This window comes from uncultured Nostoc sp., assembly GCF_964247315.1.
Lineage (GTDB): Bacteria > Cyanobacteriota > Cyanobacteriia > Cyanobacteriales > Nostocaceae > Nostoc.
This window is the reverse complement of record NZ_CAXTTT010000166.1, coordinates 1-12810: the sequence shown is the minus strand read 5'-3', so window position 1 is coordinate 12810 and position 12810 is coordinate 1. Positions and strand designations below refer to the sequence as shown.

At 42.5% G+C, this 12810-nt stretch carries 9 protein-coding genes and 1 pseudogene; 4 read left to right on the top strand and 6 right to left on the bottom strand.

Going from position 1 to position 12810, the window contains the following annotated elements; translation table 11 throughout:
- Window positions 1–7: 7 nt before the first annotated feature.
- From ACFE93_RS31420 to hemW, 3 genes are all read right to left on the bottom strand, one after another.
- Window positions 8–313 (bottom strand): hypothetical protein, encoded by a 306-nt coding sequence (locus tag ACFE93_RS31420; RefSeq protein ID WP_375479530.1) that lies wholly within the window; start codon window positions 311–313, stop codon window positions 8–10.
- Between the two features lie 258 nt (window positions 314–571).
- Window positions 572–1459, bottom strand: a complete 888-nt coding sequence (locus ACFE93_RS31415; protein ID WP_375479528.1) for a sugar phosphate nucleotidyltransferase — start codon at window positions 1457–1459, stop codon at window positions 572–574.
- Between the two features lie 10 nt (window positions 1460–1469).
- Window positions 1470–2651 carry a radical SAM family heme chaperone HemW gene (gene hemW / locus ACFE93_RS31410; RefSeq protein WP_375479526.1) on the bottom strand — a complete coding sequence of 394 codons (1182 nt, stop codon included), beginning with the start codon at window positions 2649–2651 and terminating at the stop codon, window positions 1470–1472.
- A 413-nt stretch (window positions 2652–3064) separates the two neighbouring features.
- Between hemW and ACFE93_RS31405 the strand changes: the two genes are divergently transcribed.
- Window positions 3065–4141: a PIN/TRAM domain-containing protein gene (locus ACFE93_RS31405; RefSeq protein WP_292861865.1), complete on the top strand. Its 1077-nt coding sequence runs from the start codon at window positions 3065–3067 to the stop codon at window positions 4139–4141.
- Window positions 4142–4208: 67 nt separating this feature from the next.
- On the opposite strand, the gene ACFE93_RS31400 is transcribed toward ACFE93_RS31405, so the two are convergent.
- Entirely contained in the window at window positions 4209–5039 is an 831-nt protein-coding gene (locus ACFE93_RS31400) for an Rpn family recombination-promoting nuclease/putative transposase (protein WP_375479524.1), read from the bottom strand.
- A 519-nt stretch (window positions 5040–5558) separates the two neighbouring features.
- On the opposite strand from ACFE93_RS31400, the gene ACFE93_RS31395 reads away from it, so the two are divergent.
- The 3 genes from ACFE93_RS31395 (at window position 5559) to ACFE93_RS31385 (ending at window position 11869) form a co-directional block, all read left to right on the top strand.
- Entirely contained in the window at window positions 5559–7505 is a 1947-nt protein-coding gene (locus tag ACFE93_RS31395; RefSeq protein WP_375479522.1) for an amino acid transporter, read from the top strand.
- A gap of 256 nt (window positions 7506–7761) precedes the next feature.
- Entirely contained in the window at window positions 7762–11004 is a 3243-nt protein-coding gene (locus ACFE93_RS31390) for a PAS domain-containing protein (protein WP_375479520.1), read from the top strand.
- A gap of 292 nt (window positions 11005–11296) precedes the next feature.
- Window positions 11297–11869 carry a prolyl hydroxylase family protein gene (locus tag ACFE93_RS31385; RefSeq protein WP_375479518.1) on the top strand — a complete coding sequence of 191 codons (573 nt, stop codon included), beginning with the start codon at window positions 11297–11299 and terminating at the stop codon, window positions 11867–11869.
- Window positions 11870–11904: 35 nt separating this feature from the next.
- Here ACFE93_RS31385 and recR read toward each other — a convergent pair whose 3' ends face one another.
- Together recR and ACFE93_RS31375 are read right to left on the bottom strand one after the other, a co-directional pair.
- Complete coding sequence (recR, locus tag ACFE93_RS31380; RefSeq protein WP_334851618.1) at window positions 11905–12462, bottom strand: recombination mediator RecR; 558 nt, start codon at window positions 12460–12462, stop codon at window positions 11905–11907.
- 158 nt (window positions 12463–12620) lie between these two features.
- Window positions 12621–12810: pseudogene (locus ACFE93_RS31375) on the bottom strand (hypothetical protein); the annotation flags it as partial.

Sequence of the window (12810 nt, the reverse complement as noted above, 5' to 3'; positions counted from 1 at the left end):
GCCTACCTTAATGGATTAATCTTTGCTCCCTAAATAAAAAGTGGGATGCTCCCAACTTGACTTTCAGGGTTAATGTACGCCCTCGTGTTTCATTCTGCTCTAATCGTTGCTCCACAATTTGGGCAATTTGTTCGAGTTTTTGCAACATCTCGTCGTGGTTACTTAAATCTTGTGCAAAAGAAGTTTCCGCGCCAATCGACTTACGAACCCGATTCGCCTCAACTGGACGGTCATCTTCTGCTCTAGCAATTTTGTAGTAATAATGATCAGCTTTACCAAAGTGATATGTTAGTTCCAAGAGCTCTCGCTGCATCAAATCTGCACCAGTATGGATGCCGGGAAGTAGAAATTCTTTGTGTCTGATTTTGAGTCCTGCATTTTGTAACTCATCTACCTGAAAACTTCTTTAACAAAAAAACAGGAGGCTATTACCAAGGGCAAACTAAACAGTATAGTTTAAAGATTTTTCAAGTCCTTGCTCATCGCTCTGCTTACCTCAATAGATTAGTGCTGCTTGAGCCATCTTAAAAAGTGAGATCCTCCCAAACAAACGAATTGAACTGAGATTAATCTATATTTTTATAAAATCAATCATTGTCTGACGATAAGCATCTGGCAAACCTGTATCAAAACACTTGCCTTTAACAACGTATCCTGTCATTCCCTCTTCCTGACGCAATTTTTCCAGACAGGATGTTAACTGAAATTCACCTCGTTCTCGAAAATTTTGGTTGATATGTTCTGCGAGAAAGTCAAAAATTTTCGGCGTTAGTAAATATAAGCCAAATATACCTAAAAAATCATTTTCTGACATTCCTTCTACACGTAAATGCTGTTGTGCATACTCTATAGTCGGTTTTTCATAAAGTTGTGTAACTGACAAAATCGAGTTTAACTCTTGCCAAACTCCTGTTATACATCCAGCTTTATGAATAATTTCTGCTGGCATTGTAGTTAAGCCAACAACGTTTTGATTAACTTGCTCGTAAACATCTAAAACTTGACGCGCACAAGATTTTTCAATATCAGATGCATAAATATGGTCGCCCAACATCAGCAAAAACGGCTCATCTTGCACCCAATCCTTGGCACAAAATACCGCATGACCATAGCCTAATTGTTTCTCTTGTAACAAAATGGTAATTCTGCTACCTAAATCTTCCAGATATCGACTATATTCTTGATTTTCTGGTGAAAGTTTTTGTAAAAGCTCTTTTTTGGGTGGGTTTTTCAATAAATCTGCAAATATTTTTTTGTCATCTGGCTGCACCACGATCCCCACTTCTGCAATTCCAGCACTAATTGCCTCTTCAATAATTGCGAGAATCACAGGTTTTGCCCTACCATCTCGATCAATAATCGGGAAAAGTTCTTTTTTCACAACTTTGGTAGCTGGAAATAACCGAGTACCGAAACCAGCTACCGGAATCACAGCTTTTCTAACTTGATTTTTTTGCATAAGCAGTTCGTCAACCCAACTTTTCAAACAACTCCGCTAATACTACATTTGAAAACAAAAACCCTTGGGGATCGATCAAACGCAACCTTCCCTCTGCAATTTCCACCCAACCTTTTTCAAAATACAATTGCAAACACCGACAAATTTCCTTCACCTTTTCTTCCCCAAACGCCTCTACCAACACCGCCAAACTCAAACCCTCCGCCAAACGCAACCCCAACATTAATGTTTCTAACAATACTTCCTTTGGAGGAGTCACATCACAATCAATTACACCGCCAGCTTGTACCCACTGGTAATACTCCCTAGTTTTGCGCGGACGAGTGAACCGCTTTCCCTCAACATAACTCGCCGCACCCATACCAAAACCATAATAAGGGCGGTTTTCCCAATACACTCGATTATGCCGACACTGATGACCAGGTTGAGCATAATTAGAAATTTCATAATGCTCATAACCTGCATTAGTTAAAACCTGCTGCCCCATCTGGTACATTTTGACTGTGGCTTCATCCGTAGGCATTGGAGTATCGCCAGGTTTGTAGTAACGACCAAAGGCTGTACCTGGTTCGATGGTAAGATCGTAAATGGAAATGTGAGTGGGTGCGATCGCCACCGCTTTTTCTAAGGAATTCTGCCATTGATCCAAAGACTGATGCGGCAATCCAGAAATTAAGTCTAAGCTAAATACGGGAATCTTGACTTGGTGGATTAGTTCTACCGCTGCAAAAATATCTTCAACTGAGTGCGATCGCCCTGCCCTTTGCAATAATTCTGATTGAAAGGCTTGTACGCCCAAACTTACCCGGTTCACCCCTGCACTGCGATAGCCTACTATATGGGCTAAATCAAAGGTAGCTGGGTCAATTTCCATAGAAATCTCTGCCCCAGACGCAATCCCAAAATGCTTGTGTAGCTGTGTCAGTATCCGTTGTAGCTGCTTTGCTGATAGCAGCGAAGGAGTACCACCACCGAAGAAAATTGTCTTCAGAGGTTGACCAAATGCTGGTGTAATGGCAATTTCTTGACATAGCACCTCAACATATTGGGAGATAGTACCAGATGTTTCGCCCCGCAAGCGATCGCCCACAACAGACACCGGAAAATCACAATAAAAGCACCGCCGTCTGCAAAAGGGAATATGCACATAAGCAGAACTCGCGATTCCAGAAATACTAAATTTTTTACTCATTTTGAGAAAAGTTTTAAGTTAATCCAACTGCGAATTAAAGACAATGAAAATGAGGAAAGAATTCAGGAGTCAGGAGTCAGGAGCCAGAATAATTGTAAAATTAAGAGTGTAATAACTTTTTTATTTTATTAAAATTATTAAGTTTGGGTATCAAAGTCTTCTTAATTCTGACTTCTGGATTCTGGATTCTGAATTCTTACAAAATGACAAAATGAGTAGTTGATTTACAAGTTTTTGTTGTTTTACAACGAAACAATGAAAAATATTAAGATAAAAGGCTTTGGTTATAATAATTGCAGATATTGTCAGCCTAAACCCTTAGTGTAATGCAATATTGATCAGTTTATCTTACCGATGAAATAAAAAATACTTAAGTTCATCGGTTAACACAGTTGCAGGAAAACAAGACAACCATGCTTGACGCCATTATTATTTTCTCATTTATCCTAGCAGCGTCTGGAATAGGGTTCTACAGCATTGAACTACTACCCAATGGGACGCTAGATCAGGTAACAAATCTAGAAGCTTTACGCTTAGTTGTTGCCGTCTTTGCCGCTATTATTGGTGGTGCGATCGGGCTGAGTTTCCAGACGACATATCGTCGCCTAGAATCACAAGTCAAAGAAATGCCTCTGGAAGTAATCTTAACTCGTGCCATTGGCTTAGTGATTGGGCTATTACTAGCTAACTTGATGCTAGCCCCACTATTTTTGCTCCCTATCCCGGCGGATTTTGGATTTATTAAGCCACTGGTGGCAGTTGTCGGTAGTATTATCCTCTCCGTCACTGGTATGAATTTGGCAGATACCCACGGGCGAGGTCTATTGCGGTTCATTAATCCCAACACTGTCGAATCAATGGTAGTAGAAGGAACATTAAAACCAGCCAATACCAAAGTTTTAGATACTAGCTGTATTATTGATGGTCGTATTGAAGCCTTACTAGAAACAGGGTTTTTGGAAGGGCAAATTCTTGTACCGCAGTTTGTCTTGCAAGAACTCCAACAAGTAGCGGATGCTAGCAAAGACCAAAAGCGGGTACGGGGAAGGAGAGGACTAGAAATTCTCAACCGTATTAAGGAAGATTATCCCGATCGCATCCTGATTAATGCAGTTGACTACGAAGATATTCCCACAGTGGATGCCAAGTTAGTACGCTTCGCCCAAGAAATTAGCGGCACACTGCTAACCAACGACTACAACTTGTCTAAAGTTGCCAGTGTTCAGAAAGTACCTGTTTTGAATGTGAATGATTTAGTGAATGCCGTCCGTCCCAGTTATTTACCTGGCGACAACCTGGATTTAAAAATCCTCAAGGAAGGCAAAGAACCCAGTCAAGGCATTGGCTACCTAGATGACGGCACAATGGTAGTCGTTGAAGAAGGTAGCAGTTATGTGGGTGGTGAACTGCGAGTAGTAGTCACCAGTGCTTTGCAAACTACAGCAGGAAGAATGATTTTTGCCAAACCGCAAGCTTCAGCATTGGCGTGAAACAATGGGATGTTTGTTCAATTCGAGTGACACTTGGTAATCGGTACAGGTTGACTGCACCGATTATTTATTGATTGGACTCACGAGACTCACTTGCCTGTAAATACTGTAACTGCTCAATTGATAACCCTGTGACTCTGCCGATCTGTTCTAATGGCATACCAGTACTAAATAGATTTCTTGCCACTTCAAGTAAAGCTTCAGCCTTGCCTTCAGCCTTGCCTTCAGCCTTGCCTTCAACCTTACCTTCAGCCTTGCCTTCAGCCTTACCTTCTTGTAGAATGTCTTGATAAATCGCTGACTCGCGCATAATATCTGACCTCAAAATTCGTTTAATAACCTCTTTATCTAATACTAAACCAGCTAAAATCGCTGTAGAAGCAGCAATATTACTTTGAGTTCTTAATTCTGTAATACTGTTAATTTCCTGTGCCACTTCGTTAAGTATAACTTCTGGATCAATTGTATTGCTTAACACTGCCAAAGGTAAAAGTCCAGGTGTTCTCAAAAATACTTCAGTTGGTTGTTCCCAAAGTCTGATAACTGCAAATTCATGTCGTGTCCCAGTAATTGTAAATGTATTTTGTTGCACCAAATTTGAATTTGTCTGCTTGAGGTAAATTACGACTTGATGCATTGCTTTGTCTGGAAAGCGGCGGTATGCTCGTAATCGATAGTCAATCATCCGAAAAGGAATTTCCGGATCGACTTGGGTTTGAAATTCCAAATGCAATATGCTTTGCTCTGACTGCAACAGAATTAGAGCATCAGCCCGAATCGGTTCGAGAGATAATTCTTTTGGACTTAGTTCTGTTAAATTAATAGATTCGCCTAATAACCATGTAGCGAAGTCACTGGAGAAGTTCTCAACTAAGAATTTGCAGATATTGTCAAACATCTGAATTAGTGTAGTTGGGGCAGACAGGTTCGCATGATGCTGGGAACATATCTAACACATTGCCTGTATGTTGTATACAACTATATGTCCATAATTCCATCAAACTAAAGTCTGCGTCTATACAAACAGAGTTATAGATTAGCAGGTGAATTATTTTATAGTCAGTTAGATAAATATCATATAACTAAAAGTGACTTTTGTTTTAGGGCTGATTTGTTAATTGCGTACATACCAAGTTTCGCAGCGGCGTTTTTTTAGAACTGATACAGCTTGAAGGTGCTAAGGATACGAAAGCGTTAATCCCCAAATATACGGTTGCGGTATTGATTATTCCTATACCAAAACCTGCGACCGAGCTTGATATGGTAGACGACTGCGAACAGCTACTATATATTTTGTAAATCGGACAGGATGCTTAACATACAATAATAGTGCTATGCCTTTGTAGTTAAAAATTTTAATAAACCACGAAGGCTTAAAAAAATCACAAAGCCGACTTTTGCAACACAACCGTATTTGATGGCTAAATCAATTGTTTCAACAAAACGGCTCGGCAGCCAGTTAATCCATTGGTTGCTTGAAGAAAACCGACAAGAGAAAAAAGGGCCTTACCGCAAGGAAGAAGCACATCGCCAGCATTCTTGGTGGCAGGTGATGTGCTTGACTGGTGTAGATTATTTCTCGACCCTTGGCTATCAACCAGGGATTGCAGCACTGGCGGCTGGCGCTCTTTCTCCTATAGCTACCCTGATTCTGGTTTTGCTGACGCTCTTTGGAGCGTTGCCAATTTATCGGCGCATTGCTGCCGAAAGCCCTCATGGTGAAGGGTCGATCGCAATGTTAGAGCGTTTACTTCCCTGGTGGCAAGGCAAATTACTTGTACTGTGCTTACTTGGCTTTGTGGCAACTGACTTTATTATTACCATTACTTTGTCAGCAGCTGATGCCACAGCCCATATCGTCGAAAATCCGCTTACACCAAATTGGCTTCACAATCAGACGATCGCAGTTACCCTGATATTAGTTGCACTACTAGGTGCAGTTTTCTTGAAAGGTTTCCGAGAAGCCATTGGGATTGCAGTAGTTTTGGTGGGAGCTTATCTGCTGTTAAACTTCATTGTCGTTGGCGTCGGTGTGTATCAGATATTAACTCACACAGAAGCGATCCCGAACTGGCAAACTGCACTTTTTGCACGCCATTCTAACCCTTTGATGCTTATCGGCATCTCTCTCCTCATCTTCCCCAAACTAGCGCTGGGATTGTCAGGTTTTGAGACTGGTGTTACCGTTATGCCCCTGGTTAAAGGTAGCAGTAACAGCACTCCGCAGCATCCCAAAGGGCGGATTCGGAATACACGCAAGTTGCTCACCACTGCTGCTCTAATTATGAGCTTCTTTCTGCTTACCACCAGCTTTATAACCACTCTACTGATTCCAACCGCAGAATTTGCATCGGGGGGCAAAGCCAACGGACGGGCCCTTGCTTATTTAGCACATTTGTATTTAGGCAATGCCTTTGGCACAATTTACGATTTAAGTACTATTTCTATTTTGTGGTTTGCAGGTGCATCTGCAATGGCAGGGCTGTTAAATATCGTGCCTCGCTACCTACCACGCTATGGCATGGCACCCAATTGGGCACGAGTAACCCGACCTTTAGTGTTAGTCTATACAGCGATCGCTTTTGTTGTCACAATTATCTTCAAAGCAAGTGTAGAAGCGCAAGGCGGGGCTTATGCAACTGGTGTGCTTGTGTTGATCACCTCAGCCGCCTTTGCCGTCACCTTATCAGCCCACCGTCACAGACAGAAGCGGGCCAAACTCGTCTTTGGCATCATTACACTGTTATTTATATATACCACCATTGTCAATATCATCGAAAGACCAGAAGGGATTAGGATTGCTGGATTTTTCATCGGTGCAATCATTTTTACCTCACTGGTTTCTCGTGTTTGGCGTTCAACAGAACTGCGAGCAGAGCGAATTGAAGTTGACGAACTTGCTGCCCAATTCTTTGCTGAAGATAGCCAGGGAACAATACGACTGATTGCAAATCGGTTGAATACGGGCGATGTCCTAGAGTATTTTATGAAAGAGAAAGAGGTACGCGAAGACAATCATATTCCACCCAATGATCCAATTCTGTTTCTAGAAATTCATGTATCCGATGCTTCAGAATTTGCAGATGTGATCGTAGTAAAAGGGGTGCAAGTTGGTGATTATCGCATCCTCCGAGCTGAAAGTGCAGCAGTACCGAATGCGATCGCAGCTTTACTACTTTACATTCGTGACCAAACAGGTAAGATTCCCCATGCTTACTTCGGCTGGGTTGAGGGAAATCCCATACAATACCTATTGCGTTTTATCTTGTTTGGCGAAGGTGACATTGCTGTAGTTACCCGTGAAGTACTGCGTCGGGCTGAAAAGAATCCCCACATGCGACCTGGTATTCATGTTGGGGGTTGATTCAGGAGTGCTGAGTGCTGAGTGCTGAGTAAATTAAAATCACTCAGCACTGTTTCGTTAACAGAGTTCTTTTTTTTCCTTGTTCCCTTGTCTCCCCATCCCCTTGTCCTATAAAGATGCGGTAAAAAATAAACTAGTGATAGAAGTAACGATCGCTGCTTCTGCCTCAAGATGGAAGAAATTGCCCTAAAATTTATGTAAAGATGAGCCACTTAATCTGAGATTAACTTTAAAATTATTTAATTAACTTTTTAGAATGCCAGACGCGGAAAAGTTCCAGAACCAGCTGGCTAATCACAAGCTGCTGCATCGGCAAGTTAGTAAAAAGGCAAAATCTTTGCTAGTAGCCAGTGAAGAAGAAGGAATGGTGCTTCAGTTGGCTGATGGCACTATCCAAGCTTGCAATGCCGCTAGCGATCGCATTTTGGGACTGACCGCACAACAGCTTGTGGGGCAAAATTTGCTCGATCCCAAGTGGCAGTTTATTCATGAAGATGGCTCTCCTTTACTCAGTGAAACTCACCCGGCGATCGTTACCCAAAATACAGGTAAACCTTGCTTAAATGTGGTGTGTGGCTTTTATAAGTCAAATGGTGAGCTAGTCTGGCTATTGTTTTCCTCGCAACCTCTGTTTCAAACTGAAGGAAGCAATCTGTATGCGATCGTGACCACTTTTTTGGATATTACGGAATCTAAGCACGCTCAGTTCCAGGAGGACTGTAGTTGCGAACAAGATAATCAACGATTTGATGCAGATGAATTTCAGACACTGTGGGATAGTCAACGTTTGTTTCAACAAATTGCTGGCACTCTTCCAGGAATAATCTACATTTATGACCTAATTGAGCAGCAAAATTCTTACGTTAATTACGAAATTGCTCAAGGTTGGGGCTACACACCAGCAGAAATCCAGGCGATGGGAAAGGAGTTATTTACTCAACTTTTACACCCTGAAGATTTGGCTCGACTCCCTAGCTATTTTGAAAAATTTAATTCTGCTTATCAAGGTGAAGTCCTTAGTTTTGAATACCGGATTCGACACGCCAATGGTGAGTGGCGCTGGTTTTGTAGCTATGACACTGTGCACAGCAGAACTGCTGATGGATTGCCGCAATATCTTTTGGGGATCGCTTTTGATATTACAGAGCGACGACATATAGAAATTTCCCTGTGGCAAAGTAACGAAAGATTTGAGCTAGCAGCTGCTGCGGTTAATTGCCTAATCTATGACTGGGAGATTGGGAGAAATACTGTGGAAAGAACTCAAGGTCTAACCCAGGTTTTTGGCTACACACAACAAGAAACGGAACCTACCTTCCAGTGGTGGCAAGAACGCATCCATCCCGATGACCAACAAAGAGTTAATGACCAATTCATGGCTAGTATGGCCAATGGAAACCGTTATCGGATTGAGTATCGAGTGCGTCACCAGGATGGTCGCTATTTATGGGTAGAAGACCAGGGATTTGCAGTCCGGGATGCAAATGGTCAGGTAGTTAGGGTAGTTGGTGCGAGTACTGATATTACCGAACAGCAAGCTGCTTTATGGGAACGTCAAAAAATTCAAACAAATCTGTGCGAGAGTGAAGAACGGATTCGGTTAGCCACTAATGCAGCTGAACTAGGTATGTGGTTTTGGAATATCACCACCAACGAGTTAATTTGGACAGACAAATGTCGGCAGCTGTTTGGACTGTCCCTAGAAGCCGAAATCAGCTTTGAGATTTTCCTCAACTGTGTATATGCAGAAGACCGCCAATGCATTCATGAAGCGATCGCCCGCTCTCTTAAAGAAAAGGTTGAGTGTGACATTGAATACCGCACCCTTTGGTCTAATGGAAGTATTCATTGGATTTCTGCCAAAGGTCGCGTCTTTTATGATGCTGAAGGTAAGGCAGTACGGATGATGGGTACTACCCAGGATATTACCCAACGCAAACAGGTAGAAAATGATTTGCGCCAGCGTGAAACTCAATTAAGGCGCTTAGTAGATTCCAACATTATTGGCATTATGTTCGCCACTCCTGACTACATTACTGAGGCGAACGAGGCTTTTTTAGAAATGGTGGGTTATACACGAGAGGAACTATTAACGGGTAAGATACACAGACAATACATCACCCCACCTGAATATCATGCTCTCGATCGGCAGGGGCTAGAGCAACTTTTAACGGTTGGGATATGTACTCCCTTTGAAAAAGAATACATCCGCAAGGATGGTTCCCGCATTCCCATACTAATTGGTGGTGCTTTGGTGGAGCGAGAGCCAGTGTCTTGGATTTGTTTTATTCTTGACCTAACCCCCAGGAAGCAATTAGAAAAGGCACTCAGGCAACAAGCTGAGGAACTCAAACAGGCAAACCAGAATAAAGATGATTTTCTGGCTATTCTCTCCCACGAATTGCGATCGCCCCTCAACCCCATTTTAGGGTGGTCATCGCTACTCAAAAGCCGCAAATTTGATGAAGTGACTACAAGTCGTGCTTTGGAAACCATCGAAAGAAATGCTCAATTGCAGATTCAATTAATTGATGAGTTGCTGGATGTCTCCCGAATTATTCGCGGTAAGTTGAACCTGACTTTTGCCACTGTTAACCTGGTAGCTGTAATTGATGCTGCATTGGAAACAGTCCGGTTAATTGCCGAAACCAAATCTATCCAGATTAAAGTACGAGTTGACCCCAAAGCTGGTAAAGTGTTAGGCGATTATTATCGCTTACAGCAAATTGTCGGGAATTTACTCTCAAACGCAGTCAAGTTTACTCCCTCTGGTGGTTCAGTGGAAGTAAGTCTCTCATTGAGTGGTGAGTTAACTTTCCACTCAGCAATAATTCAAGTTAAAGATACAGGTCAAGGTATTTCCCCTGAGTTTCTACCCCACGTATTTGAATATTTTCGTCAAGCCGATAGCAGCACAACCAGGAAATTTGGCGGACTGGGATTGGGATTGGCAATAGTTCGTCACTTAGTAGAGTCGCATGGTGGTACTGTAAAAGCAGCCAGTCCCGGAATTGGACAGGGAGCAGTTTTTACTGTCAGACTGCCTGTGATCAAGGAGAATGAGGGTGCAGGAGAAGCAAGAAGAACAGGGGAGAAATTTAACTCGTCAGTTCTGCGTGGACTAAGGGTATTAATTGTCGATGATGATGTTGACACACGTGAGTTTCTACACTTCTTGCTACAACAGAATGGGGCGGTGATAACTGCCGCAGCATCGGTAAATGAGGCGCTTAAAATCATAACACAGGCTGTACCTAATTTATTAATCAGTGATTTAGGAATGCCAGAAATGGATGGCTACAGCTTGATTAAGATGCTCAGAGCCATGCCCAAAGAGGAGGGCGGGGAAATTCCGGCGATCGCTCTTACCGCCTATGCAGGAGAAAGCGATCGCGATCGAGTCTTAAAAGCTGGTTTTCAGAAACACATTGCTAAACCAGTACAACCAACTGAATTACTCACCTTAATTGCAGATTTACTAGGTCAAAATCATGACTAAAACTCTATTTTTGTTCATTGAATTTTAGGCTGAACTAAACTGTATTGGGTTATAAAGAATAGGACTTACGCACTGTACAAATTAATCATAGTATGTTTCACGAAAATAGGTCGTTTCAGCCTTGATTAATTGTTCTTTGATGATCAGTAAACCCGCGCTGTCGGGGCACAGCAATGCTGTGCCCCTACGACAGATGTGGTTTTTCAAGCCCCACATACTATGTATTTCGTGTCAATGCGTAAGTCCTAAAGAATACACTATTCATCAGGCTTAAATCTCAATCGACTTAACCATGACCAAGAAAGATTTGCTTCGCAACCAAATTTTTACGCTGGAAAATATTCTTTCGCCAGCAGAATGCGCTGAATATATTACTTTAACAGAAAATATTGGCTATGTAGATGCTCCTATTACTACCCACAGAGGTTTTGAAATACGTCCCGATATCCGCAATAATCAGCGCGTTATTCTGGATGACCGGGAGCGTGCTTTTGATTTGTGGCAGCGTGTGTCAAATTATATCCCCAACACCATTGGTAGATGGCATCCAGTTGGGCTGAATGAGCGTTTTCGTTTCTATCGCTACGATCCAGGTCAGAGGTTTGCACCTCACCATGATGGTGCTTATCGACGAACTAACGGTGAGGAAAGTTTATTGACTTTCATGATTTATCTGAATGAAGGCTTTGAAGGCGGCGAAACCCGCTTTTATCTTCCTGAATACTACCAAGATTTATCTAATCTAGCTGTGCTTCCAGTAACAGGTATGGCTTTGTGTTTCGTCCACGAACTAGTACATGAGGGCGCTACTATTATCCAGGGGCGAAAGTACGTCTTGCGATCGGATGTTATGTACAGTCAATAGTCTAGAAAGTGATTAACCAGCAAAATAAACAAAATTTAATCTAACTCCCGGCGTCCTTCCAACGCCCTCGCCAAAGTCACTTCGTCTGCGTACTCCAAATCGCCACCTACAGGTAAACCAAAAGCAATCCGCGTCACCTTAGTAAATGGTTTCAATAGCTGACCGATATACAGGGTTGTTGTCTCCCCTTCTACACTCGGACTAATTGCGAGAATTACTTCTTGAGGTTTTTGCTGACTCACCCGGCGCTGCAAAGCTAGTATAGTCAATTGATCTGGGCCAATTCCATCAATTGGCGAAATCACCCCGCCCAAAACGTGATACTTGCCTTTGTATTCGCGGGTTTTTTCCAGCGCAATCACATCACGAGGATCTGCAACAACACAGATAGTGTTGTTGTCACGGTTGGGATTGCGGCAAATTTCACAAACAGGTTCAGCAGATAAGTGAAAGCAAACAGAACACAAGCCTATCTGTTTTTTTGCCTCAATTAAAGCTTGTGCCAAAGCTTCTACTTCTGCTTCTGGTCGCTTCAAAATATGCAAAGCCAGTCGTTGGGCACTTTTGGGGCCAACTCCCGGTAGGCGTTGCAATTGTTCAATTAACCGTGCTAAAGGGCGTGCGTAAACCGTTGTCTTGTCTCCAAAATGTTTTCACTTTAACTATGATGACATTTTTTCAGTACTTCCATCAGGCGCAACACTTCCAACTCGCGATCGCTTAGTACAACATTTGATTAATTCGCTACGAATTAATCAAAAGCAATACCTTGCAATGCCAATGCATCCCAATACAATGTTAATGCGTCCCTCTGCAATGCCAATGCATCCCTCTGCAATGCCAATGCGTCCCGATACAATGCCAATGCGTCCCTCTGCAATGCCATTGCATCCCGATACAATGCCAATGCATCCCGATACAATGCCATTGCATCCCGATAC

Coding starts and splice junctions, on each gene's coding strand:
- ACFE93_RS31420 (WP_375479530.1), bottom strand. CDS start 313: ATGCAGCGAGAGCTCTTGGAACTAACATATCACTTTGGTAAAGCTGAT.
- ACFE93_RS31415 (WP_375479528.1), bottom strand. CDS start 1,459: ATGCAAAAAAATCAAGTTAGAAAAGCTGTGATTCCGGTAGCTGGTTTC.
- hemW (WP_375479526.1), bottom strand. CDS start 2,651: ATGAGTAAAAAATTTAGTATTTCTGGAATCGCGAGTTCTGCTTATGTG.
- ACFE93_RS31405 (WP_292861865.1), top strand. CDS start 3,065: ATGCTTGACGCCATTATTATTTTCTCATTTATCCTAGCAGCGTCTGGA.
- ACFE93_RS31400 (WP_375479524.1), bottom strand. CDS start 5,039: ATGTTTGACAATATCTGCAAATTCTTAGTTGAGAACTTCTCCAGTGAC.
- ACFE93_RS31395 (WP_375479522.1), top strand. CDS start 5,559: ATGGCTAAATCAATTGTTTCAACAAAACGGCTCGGCAGCCAGTTAATC.
- ACFE93_RS31390 (WP_375479520.1), top strand. CDS start 7,762: ATGCCAGACGCGGAAAAGTTCCAGAACCAGCTGGCTAATCACAAGCTG.
- ACFE93_RS31385 (WP_375479518.1), top strand. CDS start 11,297: ATGACCAAGAAAGATTTGCTTCGCAACCAAATTTTTACGCTGGAAAAT.